This is a genomic window from Comamonas badia DSM 17552 (genome assembly GCF_000484635.1).
GTDB lineage: Bacteria > Pseudomonadota > Gammaproteobacteria > Burkholderiales > Burkholderiaceae_C > Comamonas_C > Comamonas_C badia.
The window spans coordinates 16,250-37,617 of the sequence record NZ_AXVM01000013.1 but is presented as its reverse complement, the minus strand read 5'-3'; the positions used below and the strand labels follow the sequence as shown (position 1 = coordinate 37,617).

The window sequence follows — 21,368 nt, the reverse complement described above, 5'->3', positions numbered from 1 at the left end:
CCTGAACTACGTCAGCTACGGCCTGATCGCGCGCGAAGTCGAGCGGGTTGATTCGGGCTACCGCTCCATGATGAGCGTGCAGTCCTCGCTGGTGATGGTGCCCATCAACGCCTTCGGCAACGAGGCCACCAAGCAGAAATACCTGCCCAAGCTGGCCAGCGGCGAATGGATCGGCTGCTTTGGCCTGACCGAGCCCAACCACGGCTCGGACCCCGGCAGCATGATCACCCGCGCCAAGAAGGTGCCCGGCGGCTATTCGCTCTCGGGCAGCAAGATGTGGATCTCCAACAGCCCGATTGCCGACGTCTTCGTCGTCTGGGCCAAGGACGATGAAGGCGCCATTCGCGGCTTCGTGCTCGAAAAGGGCTGGAAGGGCCTCACGGCCCCCGCCATCCACGGCAAGGTGGGTCTGCGCGCATCGATCACCGGCGAAATCGTGCTGGACGAAGTCTTCTGCCCCGAAGAAAACGCCTTCCCCGAGGTGCGGGGCCTCAAGGGCCCGTTCACCTGCCTCAACAGCGCGCGCTTCGGCATCGCCTGGGGCGCGCTGGGCGCGGCCGAAGACTGCTACGCCCGCGCGCGCCAGTACGTCATCGACCGCAAGCAGTTCGGCAAGCCGCTGGCGGCCAACCAGCTGATCCAGAAAAAGCTGGCCGACATGCTGACCGAAATCAGCCTGGGCCTGCAGGGCTGCCTGCGCCTGGGAAGGATGAAGGACGAAGGCAGCCCGGCGGTGGAGCTGACCTCCATCATCAAGCGCAACAGCTGCGGCAAGTCACTGGACATCGCCCGCCTGGCGCGCGACATGATGGGCGGCAACGGCATCAGCGACGAGTTCGGCGTGGCGCGCCACCTGGTGAACCTGGAGGTGGTGAACACCTACGAGGGCACGCATGACATCCATGCGCTGATCCTGGGCCGGGCGATCACCGGGGTGGCGGCGTTCTGAGCGCTCGACTCACTTGCCCAGCCCCTTGAACCACTGCGCCAGCATCGCCCGCTCGGCATCGGTCATCTGCGTGGCGTTGGACAGCGGCATCTGCTTGGTCACCACCACCTGCTGGTAGATGTCGGGCGCGTGGGCCTTGACCTGGTCCTCGGAGTCGAAGCGCAAGCCTTTCTGCTGCACCTCGGCGCCGTGGCACAGGTAGCAGCGTTGCTCCAGCACCGGCTTGAGCTGGGCGTAATCCACCGCCTGCGGCACGCCGGCAACAGGTGCCACCGGGGCGGGCTTGATCCACGCGATCAGGCCCAGCAGCACCACCACGCCGATGGCGGCAAAGGGCCAGGGGTTGGCGGCGCGGTCCAGCTTCCAGCCATGGCGCTGCACGAAGAATTGCCGGATCAGCGCGCCCGCCAGCATCAGCAGGAGCAGCAGCACCCAGCGGTGCTCGCTCGAATAGACGAAGGTGTAGTGGTTGCTGAGCATCGCGATCAGCACCGGCAGCGTGAAATAGGTGTTGTGCACGCTGCGCTGCTTGGCGCGCTTGCCGTAGATGGCGTAGTCGGCGGCGATGTAGGGCTGGCCGCTGGTCATGGCCGCCACCACCTTGCGCTGGCCCGGGATGATGACGAAGAAGACGTTGGCGCTCATCGCCGTCGCCATCGAAGCACCGACCAGGAGAAAGGCCGCGCGGCCCGAGAAGAAGTGAAAGGCGATCCAGGACGTGATGGTGATGGTCAGGATCACCAGCAGGCCGACCACGCGGTCGCCATGCTTGCCCTTGCCGAAGACATGGCAGACGGCGTCGTAGATGAACCAGAACGCGGCGATGAAGGCCACCGCACCTATACCGGCGGCGGTGCCCGACCAGTCGTAGACCTGCCTGTCGACCAGGAAAATGCCGGCATTCCACAGGTAGAGCACGCAGAACAGCAGAAAGCCGGAAATCCAGGTCCAGTAGCTTTCCCAGTAGAACCAGTGCAGATGGCTGTCGATGCCGCCCTTGGGCGAGACCATGTACTTCTGCGCGTGGTAAAAGCCGCCGCCGTGCACCGACCAGATCGCGCCATCCACGCCCTTGGCCTTGAGGTCCTCGGCGGTCGGCGCAAGCAGGCTGCTGTCCAGAAAAACGAAGTAGAACGACGAGCCTATCCATGCGATCGCGGTGATCACATGCAGCCAGCGCACCAGCAGGTTGGCCCAGTCCAGAAGATATGCATCCATGGTGAAGTCTCCGGCTGCTCACCACTGCGGGCGCTCTGAGCAGATGTGATTGGGCCGCGCTCGGGGTTCATCGTTTCCCGGCACCGCTGCGACCAGATTTGTAGACTTAAATTGTATACACGTTTGGTTGCCACGCCAGAGGGCTAACCCGCATCAGCCACCCGCATCAGCAATTGCGCCGCCACCGCCACGGCGATGACCTCCGGGTCCTTGCCATTGACGCCAGGCACGCCGATGGGGCAGGTGATGTGCGCCAAATCATTCTCGCCATAGCCGCGCGCCTCCAGCCGGTGGCGAAACGTCGCCCACTTGGTCTTGCTGCCGATCAGGCCGATGAAGGGCAGGTCGGCCTGCTTGCGCTGGCGCTTGAGCAATTCGGCCACGATGTCCAGATCCTCGGCGTGGCTGAAGCTCATGATCAGCACCATCGCACCGGGCGGTATGTCGGCCACGGCCGACTGCACCGGCTCGGAATGCTCGCATTGCACCTTGCTGGAGAGGCCTGCGGGAAAAATCTCGTCGCGGCTGTCCACCCAATGAATGGCAAACGGCAGCGGCGCGAGCACCCGCACCAGCGCACGGCCCACATGCCCGCCGCCGAACAGCACCAGCCGGTGCAGATCGGGCGCGAGGCGCTGGCGCACGGCCTCCGCATCCTGCGGCCCCAGGCATTCAAAGCGCAGAAACACCACGCCGCCGCAGCATTGCCCCAGGCTGGGGCCCAGCGCCTTGCGCAGCACCGGCGCTCCCGCGGTCGCATGGCTCTCGCAGGCCTTGAGGCGCTCATGCGCCTCGTGCATCGCCTGCCATTCCAGGTGCCCGCCGCCGATGGAACCGATGAGCTCGCCGGGCGCCGCCAGTGCGATCGCCATCCACGCGCCCTGCTCGCGCGGCGTGGAGCCCTGGGCCTTGTCGACGGTGACCAGGCACACCGGCCCCTGCCGCAGGGCGGCCAGCAGTTGTTCCAGCGGCGTGGGCATGGCGTTCAGGATCCGCGGTAGGTCGAATAGCTCCAGGGGCTGACGAGCAGCGGCACGTGGTAGTGCTGGTCGGCGTGGGCAATGCCGAAGTCCAGGCTCACGCGGTTCAGGAAATTGGGCTCGGGCAGCGGCACGCCCCTGGCCTTGAAATAGGCCGCCACGTCAAACGTCAGCCGGTAGGTGCCGGCGCGCAGGCTGTGGTTGTCGAACAGCGGCGCATCCGTGCGTCCGTCGTGGTTCAGCGTCAGGCGCTTGAGTTCGGTCGCCTGCTCGCCCTCCGTGGCGTACAGCGTGACCCGCATGCCTGCGGCAGGGCAGCCGTGCATCGTGTCGAGAACGTGGGTGCTCAGGCCCATGGTGTGCCTCCGTGTGGGTGTTCAGGCCAAAGTGTATACACTTTTTGTACTCTTTATCATGGATACTCGATTGGTTACCCTCAACGGTCTCGCATCGTCCGGAGTTTTCCATGTCCCTGCGCACCACCGTGCTGATGGCGAGCGTCCTGCTCGTCCTGCTGGCCGCCTGCAGCAGCCCTCCGGCCACACCCGTCGCCGCACCCGCGCAGACCAGCGCCGCACAGCAGGCCGCCGCAGCCTACGACTTCGACATGGACGTGTTCCACCCGGTGGTGGCGCGCCATGGCATGGTGGCCAGCGAGCAGGCGCTGGCCACACGCATTGGCCTCGACATGCTGAAAAACGGCGGCAACGCGGTGGACGCGGCCGTCGCCGTCGGCTTCGCACTGGCCGTCGCCCTGCCCAACGCCGGCAACCTCGGCGGCGGCGGCTTCATGGTGGTGCACGATGCCAAGAGCGGGCGCGACGTGGCGCTGGATTTCCGCGAGACGGCGCCCAGCGACGCCAGCCGCACCATGTACCTGGACGGCCAGGGCAAGGTCGTCAACGGCAAGTCGCTGTACACGCACTACGCGGTCGGTGTTCCCGGCACCGTCGCCGGCCTGGCGCACGCACTGCAGCAATGGGGCCAGCTGCCGCTGGCCAAGGTCATAGAGCCGGCCGCCGCGCTGGCGGAAAAAGGCTACCCGGTAAGCGAGACGCTGGCCAAGGTGTTGGCGCGGGAGCAAAAAACCTTCGCCCCCTGGCCCGCCAGCCAGGCCATTTTCTGGAAGCACGGCGCGCCGATGCAGCAGGGCGAGCTGCTGGTGCAGAAAGACCTGGCGGCGTCGCTGCGCCTCATAGCCAAGGAAGGCGCCAAGGCCTTCTACGAGGGCGCGATCGCGCAGAAAATCGCCGCCGAAATGGCGCCGCACGCGGGCGCGATCACGCTGGCCGACCTGAAGAACTACAAGGCCGTCGAGCGCGAGCCGGTGCGCGGCAGCTACCGCGGCTACCAGATCGTGACCATGCCGCCGCCGTCCTCGGGCGGCGCGCACCTGATCCAGATCCTGAACATGATGGAGCGCTGGCCGATCCAGGACTGGGGCGTGAACAGCGCCAATACCGTCCACCACATGACCGAGGCGATGAAGCTCGCCTACGCCGACCGCGCCGAATACCTGGGCGACCCGGACTTCGTCAAGGTGCCGCTCAAGGGCTTGACCAGCAAGCGCTACGCCGACCGGCTCGCCGCCGGCATCTCCGCCGACAAGGCGCGCCCGGCGGGCGACATCCAGCCCGGCAAGCCCCAGCCCTACGAGAGCGATCAGACGACGCACTTCTCGGTGGTGGATGCCGCCGGCAACGCCGTGGCCGTCACCTATACGCTGAACACCAACTTCGGCAGCGGCATCGTCGCCAGCGGCACCGGCATCCTGCTCAACAACGAGATGGACGACTTCGCCGCCAAGCCCGGCGTGGCCAACGCCTACGGCCTGGTCGGCGGCGACGCCAATGCGGTAGCGGCCGGCAAGCGCCCGCTGTCGTCGATGACGCCGACGCTGGTGCTCAAGGATGGCAAGGTGCGGCTCGTGACCGGCAGCCCCGGCGGGCCGCGCATCATCACCACGGTGCTGGAAACCGTGGTGGACATGATTGATTTCGGCATGAACCCGGCGGAGGCCGCGGCCACGCTGCGCTTTCACCACCAGTGGATGCCCGACGAGCTGCGCCTGGAGAAAGGCTTCTCCAGGGACACGCTGGACCTGCTCGCCGCCAAGGGCCACAAGATCGCCGTCAAACCGGCGATGGGGCGCACGCAAACCATTCAAGTGCAGGGTGGCCTGCTGCTGGGGGCGTCTGATCCGCGCAACCCCGACGGCCGCACGCTGGGGTATTGACGCCGGGCGCGGGTGCGTGCAAGGAAAATACCCCGATGAACCAGGACTCGGACTTCGCCGAAACCGCCCTGCCCGCCCAGCGCGAGATGGCAGCGCAGGCGGCCAGCCTGCGCCAGCAGCGGCTGGGCCAGATCCTGGTGGCATTGATGCTCGCGTTTGCCGCGGTGATCGCCGTCAACGTCGCCAGCGGCCGCGCCAACATGAACGTCGTGATGGAGGGCGCTGCCATCGCGCTTTTTGCCTTCGCCCGGCAGCGCAACCGGCGCGGCGACGTCATCGGCGCCGCCTGGATTCTGCTGGTCACGCTGATGGTGGTGCTCACCAGCCTGATGGTCTTCGGCCAGGGGCTGTACGACGAAGTGCCCATGGCCTTCCCCGGCATCCTCGTCATGGCGCTGATGTTTGCCGACGGCCGGGTTTTCTCGGCCGTGCTCGCGACCATGCTGCTGGTGCTGATCGGCGTTTACGCGCTGCAGGCGACCGGGGTGCTGCCGGCGGTGCCGGGCGCGGTCGAGCCGTCGCGGCTGCTGGTGCTGGCCGTCATCCTCTGCGTCACCGCGTATTTCGTGCACACCATCACCAAGGACCTGCGCCTCCTGCTGGACCAGCAGGAGGCCGACAAACAGGCGCTGGCGCAGTCGCACCAGCAGATTGCCGAGCTGGCCTACCACGATCCGCTCACCCACCTGCCCAACCGGGCACTGGGGCTGCAACGGCTGCAGTTCCTGCTGGCCGAAGCCCGGCGCGGCGGCCACCAGGTGGCGGTCATGTTCCTGGACCTGGACAACTTCAAGACCATCAACGATTCGCTCGGCCATGCGGCGGGCGATGAGCTGCTGCGCCAGGTCAGCGAGCGCCTGCAGGCCTGCCTGCGCACCACGGACATGGTGGCGCGGCTGTCGGGCGATGAATTCCTGCTGCTGCTGGGTGCGGTGGAGGACGAGCGCGCCATCACCACCATGGCCAGCAAGGTCATGGAGCAGCTTGCGCCGGTCTTCAATCTGCAGGGCGTGGAAGTGCATGCCAGCGGCTCGCTGGGCATCAGCGTTTCACCGCGCGACGGCGATGCCCTGGAGACCCTGCTCAAGCACGCCGACCTCGCCATGTACCAGGCCAAGGCGGCGGGGCGCAACACCTTTCGCTTCTTTGACGAGAGCATGAACGCCAACATGCTGGCGCACCTGCATTTGGTCAATGCGCTGCGCCAGGCGCTGGCCACCGATGCGCTGCAGCTGTACTACCAGCCGCAGCTGGCGCTCACCAGCGGCCGCGTGATCGGCGCCGAGGCGCTGCTGCGCTGGCACCACCCGGAGCTGGGCTGGGTGCCGCCCAACGAGTTCATCCCGGTGGCGGAAAGCAGCGGCCTGATCCACGATCTGGGCACCTGGGTGCTTTACCGCGCCTGCCGGGATGCTCGCACCTTTCGCATCCAGGGGTTGGCCGATCTCACGGTGGCGGTGAATGTCTCGCCGCTGCAGTTTCGCCGCGGCAACCTGAAGGAGCTCGTCGCCCAGGCGCTGGCCGCCCACGCCTTGCCGCCGAGCGCGCTGGAGCTGGAAATCACCGAATCCGTGCTGATCGACGACCGCCAGCGCCCGAACGAGATGCTGGACAGCCTGCACGGGCTGGGCGTGCGCATCGCGATCGACGATTTCGGCACCGGCTACTCCAACCTCAGCTACCTGCAGCGCTACCCGCTGCACCGGCTCAAGATCGACCGCTCGTTCACCAGCCAGGTCACCAGCAGCCCGCAGGCGGCGGGCATCGTGCAGGCCATCATCGAGATGGGGCACTGCCTGCGCCTGCAGCTCGTGGCCGAAGGGGTGGAGGACATGGCCACGCTGACGCGCCTGCGCAATGCCGGCTGCGAATTTGGCCAGGGCTTTCATTGGTCGCCGGCCATACCGGCGGAGCAGTTCGTCGCCTTTGCGCGCCAGAGCCGGTCCAGACCGCCCGCTTGAGCCAGGCGGCAACACAGCGTTGCTATTAACCGACACCACGCCCACGCGAGCGGCGGTAAGGTCCGCGTCATGCAAACGCTCTGGGATATTTCACCGCCGGTCCACGCCGGCTCGCCCGTCTTTCCCGGCGACACCGCCTACCAGCAGGCATGGACCGCGCAGATCGCGCCCGGCTGCCCGGTCAACGTCAGCCGCATCACGCTCTCGCCGCATGTCGGCGCGCATGCGGATGCGCCGCTGCACTACGACCCGCAAGGCCTGCCGATCGGCGCGCTCGATCTCGCACCCTTCCTCGGCCCCTGCCGCGTGGTGCACGCGGTCGGTGTGCGCCCGCTCATTTTGTGGGAGCATCTTGCGCATGCTGCGCAAGCGCTGCCGCCGCGTCTGCTGGTCAGAACCTACGCGAAGATGCCGGTCGATCGCTGGGATGGCCAGCTCGCCGCCTTCGCCCCTGAAACGGTGGAGCGCCTGGCCGACCTGGGCGTGCGGCTGATCGGCATCGACAGCGCCAGCATCGACCCGGCCGACAGCAAGCCGCTGGCAAGCCACCAGGTGATCCGCCGCCGCGGCCTGCGCGTACTGGAGAACCTGATGCTGGATGCCGTGCCCGAGGGCGACTACGAGCTCATCGCACTGCCGCTGCGCCTGACGACAGCCGATGCCTCGCCGGTGCGTGCGGTGCTGCGCGCCCTCCCCCCTGGCTGATTCAGGCAAAAACCAGCTCCAGCGCTTGATGGACAAGCGCTGGCAGCTATCACTGAGAGAGCAAGCATGACTTCCACGACACCCACCATGGCCACCCTGGCAAGCTGCCAGGCGCGCGACGCCGCCGACCCGCTGCGCCCGCTGCGCGACCTCTTCACCCTGCCCGAGGGCGTGATCTACCTGGACGGCAACTCGCTCGGCGCCCTGCCCCGCGCCGTGCCCGAGCGCGTGGCGCGGGTGGTGGCGCAGCAGTGGGGCCAGGACCTGATAGTCAGCTGGAACAGCGCCGGCTGGTTTGCGCTGCCCAGGCAGGTGGGCGAGCGCATCGCGCCGCTGATCGGCGCCGGCCCCGGCGAGGTGGTGGCCAGCGACACCACCTCCGTCAACCTCTACAAGGCGCTGTCGGCCGCGCTCTCGGTCGCGCGGGAAAACGACGCCCAGCGCCGCGTGGTGGTGAGCGAGCGCAGCAACTTCCCGACCGACCTCTACATCGCCGAGGCGCTGTGCCGCGAACGCGGCTGCGCGCTGCGCCTGATCGAAGCGCACGAGCTGCAGGCCAGCCTGCAGCCGGATGTGGCGGTGCTGCTGCTGTCACACGTGAACTACCGCACCGGCGCGCTGCACGACATGGCGCAGGTGACGGCCGCCGCGCATGCCGCGGGCGTGCTCACGCTCTGGGACCTGTGCCATAGCGCGGGCGCGCTGCCGATTGGCCTGACCGCCGCCGATGCCGACTTTGCCGTCGGCTGCACCTACAAATACCTCAACGGCGGGCCGGGCGCGCCCGCCTTCGTCTGGGTGCATCCGCGCCACGTGGCGCGCTGCTGGCAGCCGCTGGCCGGCTGGTGGGGACATGCCCAGCCCTTCGCCTTCACGCCCGAATATGAACCTGCCATGGACATCACGCGCTACCAGTGCGGCACGCAGCCCATCCTGAGCCTGGCGGCGCTGGATGCGGCGCTGGACGTGTTTGATGCGGCAGCAAAACTCGGCGGCATGGCGGCGCTGCGCGCCAAATCGCTGCAGCTCACCGACCTGTTCATCGCAGCGGTCGAGGCCGAATGCCCCGGCCTGTTCGATCTGGTCACGCCGCGCGCGCACGCCGCGCGCGGCTCGCAGGTCTGCCTCACGCCCACCGCCAGGCTGCCCGAAGGCTGCGCCTACGCCATCGTGCAGGCGCTGATCGCGCGCGGCGTGATCGGCGATTTCCGGGCCGGCGACGCGCAGCAAAGCGACATCCTGCGCTTCGGCTTCACGCCGCTTTACCTCAGCCACCAGGAGGTGCTGCAGGCCGCGCACCATCTGCGCGACGTGCTGTCAACCAAGGAATACACCCAGCCCCGGTTCAACCAGCGCCACGCGGTGACGTGACGCGCGGGGCAAGGGCTTTTTGCAAAGGAGAACGATCCATGTCCGAAAAAACCACCGAATCCATCGTGCAGGAAGAGCACGCCCAGCTCGACTACGCGCACAGCATGAGCTATGGCGACTACCTGCACATCGACCAGGTGCTGAGCGCCCAGCACCCGCTGTCGCCCGCGCACGACGAGATGCTGTTCATCATCCAGCACCAGACCAGCGAGCTCTGGATGAAGCTGATGCTGACCGAGATCGGCGCCGCGCTGGCCGACATCCGCGCCGACCACCTGCCGCCCGCGTTCAAGAAGCTGGCGCGCGCCAGCCGCATCTTCGACCAGCTGGTCAACGCCTGGGACGTGCTGGCGACGATGACGCCGCCCGAATACACCGCGATCCGCCCCTACCTCGGGCCGTCCAGCGGCTTCCAGAGCTACCAGTACCGCTGCATCGAATTCGCCTTGGGCAACAAAAATGCCGCCATGCTCAAGGTGCATGCGCACAAGCCCGAGCGCCTGGCGCTGGTGAAAAGCTATTTCGACGCCCCCTCGCTCTACGACGAGGCGCTGCGCCTGATGGCGCGCCGCGGCCTGCCCGTACCCGCCGAATATCTGGAGCGCGACTGGAACCAGCCGTATGAGGCCAGCGACGCCGTCGAGGCCGCCTGGCTCACGGTGTACCGCGAACCGGAAAAATACTGGGACCTGTACCAGCTGGGCGAAAAACTGACCGACCTGGAAGACGCCTTCCGCGTCTGGCGCTTCAAGCACGTCACCACGGTGGAGCGCATCATCGGCTTCAAGCGCGGCACCGGCGGCACCAGCGGCGTGGGCTATCTGCGCAAGATGCTGGACGTGGTGCTGTTCCCCGAGCTCTGGCGGCTGCGCACCGACCTGTGATGCGGCGCCCGGCGGCCTCGGGCGCAACGCCCGCAGGGTCGTCGACAAAAAGTGTATGCAGTTTTTGTGTCCGAGCGGTATCATCCGCTCCATGGACACCACCGCACCCGCATCTGCATCGGCGACGGACACCATCGTCGAACACCTGACCCGGGCCATCGTCGAACACCGGCTGCTGCCCGGCACCAAGCTGGCGGAGCAAAAGCTCGCCGACCACTTCGGCGTCTCGCGCACGCTGGTGCGCCAGGCGCTGTTCCAGCTGGCGCAAAACCGCCTGATCCGCCAGGAGCCGGCGCGCGGCGCCTTCGTGGCCACGCCCTCGGTCGAAGAAGCGCGCCAGGTGTTTGCCGTGCGCCGCATGCTGGAGCTGGCCACGGTGCGCGAATTCATCGCCAGCAGCACGCCCGCGCGCATCAAGCTCTTGAGAAAGCACATGGACGCCGAGCGCAAGGCCATGCTGGAGCCCGATGTAGGCCGGCGCACCGAGCTGCTGGGCGATTTCCACGTGCAGATCGCCTCCCTCATGGGCAACGCCGTGCTGGCCCAGCTGCTGGGCGACCTGATCTCGCGCTGCGCCCTGATCACGCTGATGTACCAGACCACCACCGCGGCCGAGCACTCGCACGACGAGCACGAGGGCATCTTCAACGCCATCGTCGCCGGCGACGAAGCCGCCGCCGTGCAGCTGATGCAGGAGCACCTGGACAACGTCGAGGCCGGGCTGATGTTCGACCGCAGCGTCCCCACCAACGATTTATCCATGGCCCTTTCGGGCAGCAACTGATGACCACGCCTGCTTTTTACGATGCCACCGCCCCCTACCCGCGCGACCTGATCGGCTACGGCCGCCACACCCCGCAGCCGTGCTGGCCGGGGCAGGCGCGCATCGCGGTTTCCTTCGTGCTCAACTACGAGGAAGGCGGCGAGAACTGCGTGCTGCACGGCGACGCGGGCAGCGAGCAATTCCTGTCGGAGCTCTTCAACCCCGCCGCCTACCCGGCGCGGCACATGAGCATGGAGAGCATCTACGAATACGGCTCGCGCGCCGGCGTCTGGCGCATCCTGCGCGAATTTGAACGCCGCAAGCTGCCGCTCACCGTCTACGGCATTGCCACCGCGCTGCAGAAAAACCGCGAGGTGGCGCAGGCCTTCGACGAACTCGGCCACGAAGTCGCCTGCCACGGCCTGCGCTGGATCCACTACCAGGACATGCCCGAGGCGCAGGAGCGCGCCCATATGCAGCAGTGCCTGGAAATCTTCGAGCAGCTCTACGGCAGCCAGGGCGACCACGCCCAGGGCTGGTACACCGGCCGCGACAGCCCCCACACCCACCGCCTGGTGGCCGACACGGGGCGCTTCACCTACGACGCCGACTACTACGGCGACGACCTGCCTTTCTGGATGAAGGTCGCCAGGACCGACGGCTCCACCGCCCGGCAACTCATCGTGCCCTACACGCTGGACGTGAACGACATGCGCTTTGGCCTGCCCCAGGGCTATTCGCATGCCGACCCGTTCTTCGCCTATATGCGCGATGCGTTCGACGTGCTCTACGCCGAGGGCGACCCGCGGGGCCAGAACGCGCCCAAGATGATGACCATAGGCCTGCACTGCCGCATGGTCGGGCACCCGGGGCGCTTCATCGCGCTGCAGAAATTCCTCGACCACATCGCGCAGCACGAGCAGGTGTGGGTGTGCCGGCGCATCGATCTGGCGCGGCACTGGCAAAAGCAGTTCCCCGCTCCGGTTTAAACGAAATATGCCTCCAGCGCTTGATAGGCAAGCGCAAGCAGCTATCAATTGAATAGGACATTCATGCCCCTGACGCTAGCCCAACTCAACGCCGCGCCGCTGGCTGAAGCCACGCAATGGCTCGATGGCATCTACGAGCATTCGCCGTGGATCGCCGAAGCGGCACTGGCCCAGCGCCCGTTTGCCACGCTCGCACAGCTCAAATGGGCGATGGTGCAGGCGCTGGAAGCTGCGGGGGTGGACGCGCAGCTCGCGCTGATCCGCGCCCACCCGGAGCTTGCGGGCAAGGCCATGGTGAGCAAGACGCTCACGGCCGAATCGACCCACGAACAGAGCAAGGCGGGCCTGACCGACTGCACGCCCGAGGAATTCGCGCGCATCCAGCAGCTCAACAGCGACTACAACGCACGCTTCGGCTTCCCCTTCATCCTCGCGGTGCGCGGGCCGCGCGGCACGGGCCTTGCCAGGCAGCAGATCATCGACACCTTCGCGCGGCGCCTCGCCAACCACCGCGACTTCGAGCGTGCCGAGGCGCTGCGCGCCATTCATCGGATCGCCGAAATCCGCCTGAATGAAAAATTCGGCCACGAGCCCGCCCTGGGCAACGAGGTCTGGGACTGGCACGAGCGCCTGGCCCAGCACAGCGAGCCCGCCTATGCCGAGAAGGGCCAGCTCACCGTCACCTACCTCACCGACGCCCACCGCGCCTGCGCACAGCGCATCAGCCACTGGATGCGCGACTGCGGCTTTGACGAGGTCGAAATCGACGCCGTGGGCAACGTGGTGGGCCGCTACAAGCCTGCGCACGATGGCGGCAAATACCTGCTCACCGGCAGCCACTACGACACCGTGAGGAACGGCGGCAAGTACGACGGGCGCACCGGCATCTTCGTGCCCATGGCCTGCGTACGCGAGCTGCACCGCCAGGCCAGGCGCCTGCCCTTCGGCATCGAACTCGTCGCCTTTGCCGAAGAAGAAGGCCAGCGCTACAAGGCCACCTTCCTCGGCTCGGGCGCGCTGGTGGGCGATTTCGACCAGCACTGGCTGGAGCAAAAAGACGCCGAAGGCATCACCCTGCGCGCCGCGATGGAGCATGCGGGGCTGTGCATCGCCGACATCCCCAAGCTCAGGCGCGACCCGGCCAACTACCTGGGCTACATCGAGGTGCACATCGAGCAGGGCCCGGTGCTCAATGAAATGTGTCTGCCGCTGGCCGCCGTCACCAGCATCAACGCCAGCAGCCGCTACCAGTGCGCCATCATCGGCATGGCTAGCCACGCCGGCACCACGCCGATGGACCGCCGGCGCGACGCGGCCGCCGCCGCCGCCGAGCTGCTGCTCTACATGGAAGAGCGCGCCGCCCGCGATGGCGACAGCGTCGCCACCATGGGCATGCTGCAGGTGCCCAGCGGCTCGGTCAACGTGGTGCCCGGGCGCTGCGAATTCAGCCTGGACATGCGCGCCCCCAGCAACGCGCAGCGCGATGCGCTCGTCGCCGACATCCTGCAAAAGCTCGACGACACCTGCCAGCGCCGCGGCCTGCAGTACCTGGCCGAGCGCAGCATGCAGGCCAGCTGCGCGCCCAGCGACCCGGCCCTGCAATCCCGTTGGGAGGCCGCGGTGCAGGCACTGGGGCTGCCGGTGCACCGCATGCCCAGCGGCGCCGGGCACGACGCGATGAAGATCCACCAAATGCTGCCCCAGGCCATGCTCTTCGTGCGCGGCGAGAACAGCGGCATCAGCCACAACCCGCTCGAATCGACCACCAACGACGACCTGCAGCTTGCGGTCGATGCGTTCAACCATGTCCTGAACCAACTGGCCACCGCCTGATGACCAATGACCGCTGCTGCGCAGCGATGACGGCGGCTGTGCCGCCATGACGAAATGACCAGACAGCCCCGTCATGCGGCGCAAGCCGCGTCATCGCGACGCGCAGCGGCGCAGTCATCCTTCATTCACCCCAAAACCCCGAAAAACACCATGACCACCCCCTACGAACAACTCGACGCCTGGATCGACGCCCACTTCGACGAGCAGGTGCGCTTCCTGCAGGAGCTGGTGCGCGTACCCACCGATACGCCCCCCGGCAACAACGCCCCGCATGCCGAACGCACAGCCGAGCTGATCAAGGCCTTCGGTTTCAAAGCGGAAAAACACCCCGTGCCGGCCAGGGACGTGCACGGCTACGGCATGCAGTCCATCACCAATCTGATCGTGCGCCGCCCCTACGGCAAGGGCGGCATCACGCTCGCGCTCAACGCCCATGGCGACGTGGTGCCGCCGGGCGAAGGCTGGCAGCACGCGCCCTATGGCGCCGAGATCGAGGACGGCAAGATGTACGGCCGCGCCACCGCCGTGAGCAAGAGCGACTTCTCCACCTTCAGCTTCGCGGTGCGCGCGCTTGAAGCCGTGGCCAGGCCCACCAAGGGCGCCATCGAGCTGCACTTCACCTACGACGAGGAATTCGGCGGCCTGCTCGGCCCGGGCTGGCTGCTCGCGCAAGGGCTGACCAAGCCCGATCTGATGATCGCCGCCGGCTTTTCCTACGAAGTCGTCACCGCGCACAACGGCTGCCTGCAGCTGGAGGTGACGATCAACGGCAAGATGGCGCATGCCGCCGTGCCGCACACCGGCGTGGACGCGCTGCAGGCGGCGGTGTTCGTCATGAACGCGCTGTATGCCGAGAACACCGCCTACCAGAAGGTGCGCTCCAAGGTGAAGGGCATCCACCACCCCTACCTCAACATCGGGCGCATCGAAGGCGGCACCAACACCAACGTGATCCCCGGCAAGGTGGTGCTCAAGCTCGACCGCCGCATGATCCCCGAGGAAAACCCGGCCAGGGTGGAAGCCCGCCTGCGCAAGGTGATCGCGGATGCGACCAGGCACTTCAACCGCTGGCGCGGCGTGAGGGGCGCGGACGCGGTCACGAGCGACGTGCGCCGCATCCTGCTGGCCAACGCCATGACGCCGCTCAAGGGCAATGCGCCGCTGGTTCATGCCCTGCAAAAGCATGGCGCAGCGGTGTTCGGCGAGCAGCCCCCGGCCGTCGGCACGCCGCTGTACACCGACGTGCGCCTGTACGTGGAACGCGGCATCCCGGGCGTGATCTACGGCGCCGGCCCGCGCACGGTGCTGGAAAGCCACGCCAAGCGCAACGACGAGCGCATCGACCTGCAAGACCTGCGCCGCGCCACCAAGGTGATGGCGCGCAGCCTCTGCGATCTGATGGCTTGAGCACGCCTACCGGATCACGGGGCTTTCGTCAACCCCGTGAATCCCCATAGTGTTCATGCCTCAATTTTTGTATACATTTTTTGTATGTAATCAATCCACCAGGAAACAAGCATGCAAAACACCGTACACCCGGTTGATGAAAAACTCCCCTGGGGCCAGCTGATCGCCCTGGGCATGCAACACGTGCTCGTGATGTACGCCGGGGCGGTGGCGGTGCCGCTCATCGTCGGGCGCGCGCTCAATCTCACGCCTGAGCAGGTGGCGCACCTGATCTCGGCCGACCTCTTCGTCTGCGGCCTGGTCACGCTGATCCAGGCCGCCGGCGCCACGCAGTGGTTCGGCATCAAGCTGCCGGTGATGATGGGCGTGACCTTCGCCGCCGTCGCGCCCATGGTGTCCATGGCGCAGACCAACGCAGGGCCCTATGGCGCCGGTCTCATCTTCGGCTCGGTCATAGGCGCGGGCGTGGTCGCCATCCTGATCGCCCCGCTCATGAGCCGCATGCTGCGCTTCTTCCCGCCGGTGGTCACCGGCACCATCATCGCGGTGATCGGCATCAGCCTGATGCGCATCGGCATCAACTGGATTTTCGGCAACCCGGTCGGCCCCACCGCACCCGCGGTGACCAATCCCGACTACATCAAGTGGCTCAAGGAGCTGCAGGCCGCCGTCAGCGCCCCCGGCTCCTCGCTGCCCGCCGTGCCCAAGGGCTTCGCCATCCTGCCCACCGTGCCCAACCCCAAATACGCCGACCTCACCGGCATGGGCATTTCCGCCATCGTGCTGCTCACCATCCTGTTCGTCGCGCGCTTCGGCAAAGGCTTCATCGCCAACATCTCGGTGCTGATCGGCATCCTGGCGGGCGGCGTCATCACCGCCGCCATGGGGCTGATGGAATTCAGCAAAGTGGGCAAGGCGGCATGGTTTGACTTGGTGCTGCCGTTCCAGATCGCCTACCCGGTGTTCGACCCCATCCTCATCCTGACGATGTCGCTGGTGATGATCGTCGTGCTGATCGAATCCACCGGCATGTTCCTGGCCCTGGGCGAAATGACCGACAAGGAAATCACGCCCGACGACTTGAAGCGCGGCCTGCGCACCGACGGCCTGGGCACCGTCATCGGCGGCCTGTTCAGCACCTTCCCCTACACCAGCTTCTCGCAGAACGTGGGCCTGGTGGCAGTCACCGGCATCAAGAGCCGCTGGGTCTGCGTGGCGGGCGGGGTCATCATGATTCTCTTCGGCATCGTGCCCAAGATGGGCGCGCTGGTGGAGTCGCTGCCCACGGTGGTGCTGGGCGGCGCCGGCCTGGTGATGTTCGGCATGGTGGCGGCCACCGGCATCCGCATCCTGGCGGCCGTGGACTTCCACCACAACCGCAACAACGCCATGATCGTCGCCATCTCCATCGGCGTGGGCATGATCCCGCTGGTCGCCCCCAATTTCCGCCAGTGGATGCCGCACGCCATCCACCCGCTGATCGAATCGGGCATCCTGCTCGCCTCGATCGCCGCCGTCGCACTCAACCTTTTCTTCAACGGCGCCAAGGAGGACCCCGGAGCCGCCCGCCGCGCCAGCCTGCAGGCCGGCGCCCACTGACCGCCCGCCTGCAAAAGCCGACAGGAGCGATTCCCCCGCCCTGTCGGCTTTGCCGTTTGCAGTAAGCTAGTTGTGCATTTTTTCCGCCAGGAAAGCCACCATGAGCAAGTCCCTCCCCCCCGCCGAAGCCGCACTGCGCGATGCCGCGCTGGATTACCACCGCACCCCCGCGCGCGGCAAGGTCTCCGTCACCCCCACCAAGCCGCTGGTCAACCAGCGCGACCTCTCGCTCGCCTACTCGCCCGGCGTCGCCTACCCCTGCCTGGACATCCAGGCCGATCCGGCCAAGGCCTACGACTACACCTCGCGCGGCAACCTGGTGGCCGTGGTCACCAACGGCACGGCGGTGCTCGGCCTGGGCGACATCGGCCCGCTGGCCGGCAAGCCGGTCATGGAAGGCAAGGGCTGCCTGTTCAAGAAATTCGCCGGCGTCGATGTGTTCGACATCGAACTGGCCGAACGCGACCCGGACAAGCTCGTGGACATCATCGCCGCGCTCGAACCCACGGTCGGCGGCATCAACCTGGAAGACATCAAGGCGCCCGAGTGCTTCTACATCGAGCAGGAGCTGTCCAAGCGCATGAACATCCCGGTGTTCCACGACGACCAGCACGGCACCGCCATCATCTCCAGCGCCGCGCTGGTGAACGCGCTGGAACTCGTCGGCAAGAAGATCGAAAACGTCAAGCTCGCCGTCTCGGGCGCCGGCGCCGCCGCCACCGCCTGCGTGGACGTGATGATCGGCCTGGGCCTGAAGCGCGAGAACGTCTTCATGTGCGATTCCAAGGGCCTGATCCACACCGGGCGTGAAAACCTCGACCCCTCCAAGGCCCGCTTCGCGCAGGAGACCGAGCACCGCACCCTGGCGCACGCGGTGGAAGACGCCGACGTATTCCTGGGCTGCTCGGCCCCCGGCGTGCTGACGGCCGAGATGGTCAAGACCATGGCCGCCAAGCCCGTCATCCTGGCGCTGGCCAACCCCGAGCCCGAGATCCGCCCCGAACTGGCCAAGGCCGTGCGCCCCGACTGCATCATCGCCACCGGCCGCAGCGACTACCCCAACCAGGTCAACAACGTCCTGTGCTTTCCCTACATCTTTCGCGGCGCGCTCGATTGCGGCGCCACCCGCGTCACGCAGGAGATGAAGCTCGCCTGCGTGCGCGAAATCGCCGCGCTGGCCAAGGCCGAACTCTCGCCCGAGGTAGCCGCCGCCTACCAGGGCAAGGAGATGCACTTCGGGCCCGACTACCTCATCCCCACGCCGTTTGACGTGCGCCTGATCCTGCGCATCGCCCCCGCCGTGGCGCGCGCCGCGGAGCTCTCGGGCGTCGCCACCCGCCCCATCGCGGACTACGCCGCCTACCGCGAAAGCCTCACCCGCTTCGTCTACCAGACCAGCATGTTCATGCGCCCGGTGTTCGCCGCCGCCAAGGCGCGCCCGCAGCGCGTGGCCTACGCCGAGGGCGAGGACGAACGCGTGCTGCGCGCCGCGCAATTCGCCATCGATGACGGCATGGCCAAGCCCATCCTCATCGGCCGCCCGGAAATCATCCAGGCGCGCATCGCACGCAACGACCTGCGCCTGCAGCCCGGCGTGAATGTGGAAATCTGCAACCCCGAGGACGATCCGCGCTTTCGCCAGTACTGGGAGGCCTACCACAAACTCATGGGCCGCCACGGCGTGACGCCGGAAACCGCCAAGGCCTCGGTGCGCCGCTCCAACACCCTGATCGCCGCGCTGATGATGCACCTGGGCGACGCCGACGCCATGCTCTGCGGCCTGGTCGGCAAGTTCGACAACCACCTGGCGCACATCCGCGGCGTGCTCGGCCTGCAGGAGGAAGAGCACGATCTGGCCACCGTCAACGCCGTCGTCGTGGGCCAGAGCACGCTGTTCATCGCCGACACCTACATCACCGACGACCCCAGCGCCGAACAGCTCGCCACCATCGCGCTGCGCACGGCAGAGGAGGTGCAGCGCTTCGGCCTGCCGCCCAAGGTGGCGTTCCTCTCGCACTCCAACTTCGGCTCCTCCACGCGGCCCAGCGCGCTCAAGATGCGCAAGGCGCTGGAAATCTTCCGCGCGATGGCGCCGCACATCGAATGCGACGGCGAAATGCACGGCGATGCCGCCCTCTCGGAAACCATCCGCCAGCGCACCCTGCTCGATTCCACCTTGAGCGGCAGCGCCAACGTGCTGATCTGCCCCAACCTGGATGCCGCCAACATCCTCTTCAACGTGCTCAAGACCACCGACGGGCACGGCACCACCATAGGCCCCATCCTGCTGGGCTGCGCCGCACCGGCGCATGTGCTCACGCCATCGTCCACCGTGCGCCGCGTGGTCAACATGACGGCCCTGGCCGCCGCCAACGCCGCCGCCCGCGCCCACCGCTGAACGGAAAGCCCCGCCACATGACCACCACCGCCGACAGCGCCGTCATCTACGGCACCAGGGACGTCCTCATCAGCCTGTGCAACTCCGTCACCCGCGTGCTCTCCGTCGCCACGCAGGGCACGGTGCGCTATTCCGCCATGGTGCAGCGCATAGGCAAGACCTGCCTCAAGCCCGACATCGGCTGCTTCGTGCTCTTCAACGGCGGCTTCTCCGGCCTGGTGATCATCAACTTCTCGGCCGCCGCCGCGATGGAGATCTACCAGAGCTACCTGCTCAGCATGGGCATGTCGAAAAGCGACCTCGCCCCCGCCTACACCTCCGACGAAGTCGCCAACGTGATGGGCGAGCTCGTGAACCAGATGGTGGGCGACTTCACCAGCGCCATCCAGCGCGAGCTGCAGACCCGCATCACCCAGAACCAGCCAAAGATGCTGGTGCTCAACCAGCAGGTGGTGCTGAGCGTGGACGCCAACCTCGACCAGCCCGAGGCCCGGCGCGTGACCTTCTACACCGCCAAGAACAACATCTTCTACCTGGAGCTGGCGATCGACCGCACCCAGTTCATCAAGCTGCACGACTTCGAGCCCCAGGAAGCGCCCGACCCCGACGCCCTCATGACCCTGGCCGCCGGCGCGCCAGCGATTGCGCAGCCCCCCGCGGCGGGCACCGATGCCGATACCGACGCGCTGCTGAAATCGCTGGGCATGTAGCCGCAGCTACAATCGGCGCCCCATCGCAGGACGCGCCACGGAGACTTGGGTGAGTGGTTTAAACCAGCAGTCTTGAAAACTGCCGACGGGCAACCGTCCGTGAGTTCGAATCTCACAGTCTCCGCCAGATACGGTGCACGGTGGCCACCAAGGCGGCTTTTTGCTGCCTTGCGGGCACTATGAAAAGACACTGAACAGGCTCTTACGCCGCCAGCTCTCCTCGGCGCACCGCCTCACGCAGCAGCGCATTCACGCGGGTTTGCCAGCCGCTGCCGCTGGCCTTGATGGCGGCGAGTACGTCGGCATCCACGCGCATGGTCATGGGCTCCTTGGGGTGCGCCGCCACGGGCCGTCCGCGTGCGCGCAGGGGCATGAGGCGCCGAGCCAGCGCGGGCGTGAGCTCCAGCGCATCGCTGTCTTGGGCAATGCCCCGGTTGATGGCCGCGTCTTCTTGCGCCGTAGGCAGGGTAATGCCTGTCTTACTGAGCTTGGATGGCTTTTTCATAGAGCTTGACCTCTCGGCTGTTGGCCTTGCGCAGGCTGATGATGCGCATCACCCCACCGCGCTGCACGAACACTACGGAGTACAGACGAGCATTTATGCGCGTGTACCCCACTTCGCGCACCTCACCGTAATCGGCTCGATCATCGACAAAGCTGTATACGCTCGGCCAGTCTATCTCTTTGGCCAGCGCCAGCGACACGCCGTGTTTTTGCTGGTTGGCAACGTCTTTAGCCGCGTCGTATTCGATGCGCATGGTTTATTGTACGTACATAAATACGCCTGTCAACGGCAAAGGTGGCTCGTCACTTTCATCCGAGCCATGTCATGCGCCTAGTGTGCTGCCCCACTGATACGTGAGCAAAGTCGATGCAGCTTCTCAAGAATCAAATCGGCGGTGGCAGTCCAGCGGAAGGGTCGGCAGTTGGTGTTGTGGTGCGTGACGAACTGGTCAATGCGACTGATCAGTTGCTTGACGCTGGTAAACGAGCCGCGACGTATGGCCAGCCACCCGTGGCCAGCGCTCGCGCCGCTTCTGAGCTGTCGCAAGCGCGGTTTGCCCGGCTCATGGGCGTGAGCGTGCGCACCCTGCAGGAATGAGAGCAAGGGCGGCGCCAGCCCAGCGGCGCCGCGCAAACCCTGCTGGCAGTGGCACAGCGCCGCCCTCCTCACCACCACCCCGCCCCACGCCCTGGGGCAGCGTTGCAGCCACTGCGGCACCTCGGACACACCCGCCAGAACGGCTTGGAGCCCATCTTGCGCGGGCGCGGAAAACCGCGCTGCCCGATCACAGCGCGCGCAGGGGCGTGAGGCGCGTAGTCGGGCCGCTGGCAAAGGGGAGCACCCTGCCGCCTCTCGCGCCG

18 protein-coding genes, 1 tRNA gene and 1 pseudogene are annotated in these 21,368 nt (G+C 66.8%); 14 read left to right on the top strand and 6 right to left on the bottom strand.

Annotation, left to right across the window (positions count from 1 at the left end; genetic code table 11):
- Positions 1-949: acyl-CoA dehydrogenase family protein (locus tag K320_RS0117175; protein WP_024540032.1), on the top strand; the 949-nt coding region annotated here is incomplete at its 5' end.
- A gap of 9 nt (positions 950-958) precedes the next feature.
- Here the strand turns inward: K320_RS0117175 and K320_RS0117170 are convergent.
- From K320_RS0117170 to uraH, 3 genes are all read right to left on the bottom strand, one after another.
- Complete coding sequence (locus K320_RS0117170; RefSeq protein ID WP_024540031.1) at positions 959-2,167, bottom strand: urate hydroxylase PuuD; 1,209 nt, start codon at positions 2,165-2,167, stop codon at positions 959-961.
- 143 nt (positions 2,168-2,310) lie between these two features.
- Positions 2,311-3,147 (bottom strand): xanthine dehydrogenase accessory protein XdhC, encoded by an 837-nt coding sequence (gene xdhC / locus K320_RS0117165; RefSeq protein WP_029696292.1) that lies wholly within the window; start codon positions 3,145-3,147, stop codon positions 2,311-2,313.
- Between the two features lie 5 nt (positions 3,148-3,152).
- Positions 3,153-3,503 carry a hydroxyisourate hydrolase gene (uraH, locus tag K320_RS0117160; RefSeq protein ID WP_024540029.1) on the bottom strand — a complete coding sequence of 117 codons (351 nt, stop codon included), beginning with the start codon at positions 3,501-3,503 and terminating at the stop codon, positions 3,153-3,155.
- A 110-nt stretch (positions 3,504-3,613) separates the two neighbouring features.
- On the opposite strand from uraH, the gene ggt reads away from it, so the two are divergent.
- The 13 genes from ggt (at position 3,614) to K320_RS0117095 (ending at position 20,130) form a co-directional block, all read left to right on the top strand.
- The gene (gene ggt / locus K320_RS0117155; protein WP_024540028.1) at positions 3,614-5,383 is read left to right on the top strand and encodes a gamma-glutamyltransferase; all 1,770 of its coding nucleotides are present in this window, start codon (positions 3,614-3,616) and stop codon (positions 5,381-5,383) included.
- Positions 5,384-5,418: 35 nt separating this feature from the next.
- Complete coding sequence (locus K320_RS0117150; RefSeq protein ID WP_024540027.1) at positions 5,419-7,344, top strand: putative bifunctional diguanylate cyclase/phosphodiesterase; 1,926 nt, start codon at positions 5,419-5,421, stop codon at positions 7,342-7,344.
- Positions 7,345-7,413: 69 nt separating this feature from the next.
- Complete coding sequence (gene kynB, locus K320_RS0117145; protein WP_024540026.1) at positions 7,414-8,049, top strand: arylformamidase; 636 nt, start codon at positions 7,414-7,416, stop codon at positions 8,047-8,049.
- An 87-nt stretch (positions 8,050-8,136) separates the two neighbouring features.
- Entirely contained in the window at positions 8,137-9,420 is a 1,284-nt protein-coding gene (kynU, locus tag K320_RS0117140) for a kynureninase (protein ID WP_024540025.1), read from the top strand.
- A gap of 38 nt (positions 9,421-9,458) precedes the next feature.
- The gene (gene kynA / locus K320_RS0117135) at positions 9,459-10,304 is read left to right on the top strand and encodes a tryptophan 2,3-dioxygenase (RefSeq protein WP_024540024.1); all 846 of its coding nucleotides are present in this window, start codon (positions 9,459-9,461) and stop codon (positions 10,302-10,304) included.
- A 91-nt stretch (positions 10,305-10,395) separates the two neighbouring features.
- Positions 10,396-11,088: a GntR family transcriptional regulator gene (locus tag K320_RS0117130; RefSeq protein ID WP_024540023.1), complete on the top strand. Its 693-nt coding sequence runs from the start codon at positions 10,396-10,398 to the stop codon at positions 11,086-11,088.
- Positions 11,088-12,056 carry an allantoinase PuuE gene (puuE, locus tag K320_RS0117125; RefSeq protein ID WP_024540022.1) on the top strand — a complete coding sequence of 323 codons (969 nt, stop codon included), beginning with the start codon at positions 11,088-11,090 and terminating at the stop codon, positions 12,054-12,056. The genes K320_RS0117130 and puuE overlap by 1 nt, the downstream gene beginning before the upstream one ends.
- Before the next feature lie 63 nt (positions 12,057-12,119).
- Positions 12,120-13,889, top strand: a complete 1,770-nt coding sequence (gene uraD, locus K320_RS0117120) for a 2-oxo-4-hydroxy-4-carboxy-5-ureidoimidazoline decarboxylase (protein WP_024540021.1) — start codon at positions 12,120-12,122, stop codon at positions 13,887-13,889.
- A gap of 150 nt (positions 13,890-14,039) precedes the next feature.
- Complete coding sequence (locus K320_RS0117115; RefSeq protein ID WP_024540020.1) at positions 14,040-15,296, top strand: M20/M25/M40 family metallo-hydrolase; 1,257 nt, start codon at positions 14,040-14,042, stop codon at positions 15,294-15,296.
- A gap of 111 nt (positions 15,297-15,407) precedes the next feature.
- A complete protein-coding gene (locus K320_RS0117110) occupies positions 15,408-16,895 on the top strand; it encodes a nucleobase:cation symporter-2 family protein (RefSeq protein WP_024540019.1) in 1,488 nt (495 codons plus the stop codon).
- Between the two features lie 100 nt (positions 16,896-16,995).
- Positions 16,996-19,293: an NADP-dependent malic enzyme gene (locus K320_RS0117105; RefSeq protein ID WP_024540018.1), complete on the top strand. Its 2,298-nt coding sequence runs from the start codon at positions 16,996-16,998 to the stop codon at positions 19,291-19,293.
- Between the two features lie 17 nt (positions 19,294-19,310).
- Complete coding sequence (locus K320_RS0117100; protein ID WP_024540017.1) at positions 19,311-20,003, top strand: DUF3334 family protein; 693 nt, start codon at positions 19,311-19,313, stop codon at positions 20,001-20,003.
- A gap of 39 nt (positions 20,004-20,042) precedes the next feature.
- Positions 20,043-20,130, top strand: a tRNA-Ser gene (locus K320_RS0117095).
- 75 nt (positions 20,131-20,205) lie between these two features.
- Here the strand turns inward: K320_RS0117095 and K320_RS0117090 are convergent.
- The 3 genes and pseudogenes from K320_RS0117090 to K320_RS19180 all read right to left on the bottom strand — a co-directional run.
- Positions 20,206-20,508 carry a BrnA antitoxin family protein gene (locus tag K320_RS0117090; RefSeq protein WP_029696290.1) on the bottom strand — a complete coding sequence of 101 codons (303 nt, stop codon included), beginning with the start codon at positions 20,506-20,508 and terminating at the stop codon, positions 20,206-20,208.
- Positions 20,483-20,761: a BrnT family toxin gene (locus tag K320_RS0117085; RefSeq protein ID WP_024540015.1), complete on the bottom strand. Its 279-nt coding sequence runs from the start codon at positions 20,759-20,761 to the stop codon at positions 20,483-20,485. Before K320_RS0117085 ends, K320_RS0117090 begins: the two co-directional genes overlap by 26 nt.
- A 77-nt stretch (positions 20,762-20,838) precedes the next feature.
- A pseudogene (locus tag K320_RS19180) lies at positions 20,839-21,009 on the bottom strand (IS630 family transposase); the annotation flags it as partial.
- Positions 21,010-21,368: the final 359 nt, after the last annotated feature.

Bases quoted from the DNA above. Each gene is read 5' to 3' on its own strand.
- K320_RS0117085 (WP_024540015.1), bottom strand. From the start codon at position 20,761: ATGCGCATCGAATACGACGCGGCTAAAGACGTTGCCAACCAGCAAAAA.
- puuE (WP_024540022.1), top strand. From the start codon at position 11,088: ATGACCACGCCTGCTTTTTACGATGCCACCGCCCCCTACCCGCGCGAC.
- ggt (WP_024540028.1), top strand. From the start codon at position 3,614: ATGTCCCTGCGCACCACCGTGCTGATGGCGAGCGTCCTGCTCGTCCTG.
- K320_RS0117090 (WP_029696290.1), bottom strand. From the start codon at position 20,508: ATGAAAAAGCCATCCAAGCTCAGTAAGACAGGCATTACCCTGCCTACG.
- kynB (WP_024540026.1), top strand. From the start codon at position 7,414: ATGCAAACGCTCTGGGATATTTCACCGCCGGTCCACGCCGGCTCGCCC.
- uraH (WP_024540029.1), bottom strand. From the start codon at position 3,503: ATGGGCCTGAGCACCCACGTTCTCGACACGATGCACGGCTGCCCTGCC.
- K320_RS0117110 (WP_024540019.1), top strand. From the start codon at position 15,408: ATGCAAAACACCGTACACCCGGTTGATGAAAAACTCCCCTGGGGCCAG.
- xdhC (WP_029696292.1), bottom strand. From the start codon at position 3,147: ATGCCCACGCCGCTGGAACAACTGCTGGCCGCCCTGCGGCAGGGGCCG.
- K320_RS0117100 (WP_024540017.1), top strand. From the start codon at position 19,311: ATGACCACCACCGCCGACAGCGCCGTCATCTACGGCACCAGGGACGTC.
- K320_RS0117115 (WP_024540020.1), top strand. From the start codon at position 14,040: ATGACCACCCCCTACGAACAACTCGACGCCTGGATCGACGCCCACTTC.
- K320_RS0117130 (WP_024540023.1), top strand. From the start codon at position 10,396: ATGGACACCACCGCACCCGCATCTGCATCGGCGACGGACACCATCGTC.
- K320_RS0117105 (WP_024540018.1), top strand. From the start codon at position 16,996: ATGAGCAAGTCCCTCCCCCCCGCCGAAGCCGCACTGCGCGATGCCGCG.
- uraD (WP_024540021.1), top strand. From the start codon at position 12,120: ATGCCCCTGACGCTAGCCCAACTCAACGCCGCGCCGCTGGCTGAAGCC.
- K320_RS0117170 (WP_024540031.1), bottom strand. From the start codon at position 2,167: ATGGATGCATATCTTCTGGACTGGGCCAACCTGCTGGTGCGCTGGCTG.
- kynU (WP_024540025.1), top strand. From the start codon at position 8,137: ATGGCCACCCTGGCAAGCTGCCAGGCGCGCGACGCCGCCGACCCGCTG.
- K320_RS0117150 (WP_024540027.1), top strand. From the start codon at position 5,419: ATGAACCAGGACTCGGACTTCGCCGAAACCGCCCTGCCCGCCCAGCGC.
- kynA (WP_024540024.1), top strand. From the start codon at position 9,459: ATGTCCGAAAAAACCACCGAATCCATCGTGCAGGAAGAGCACGCCCAG.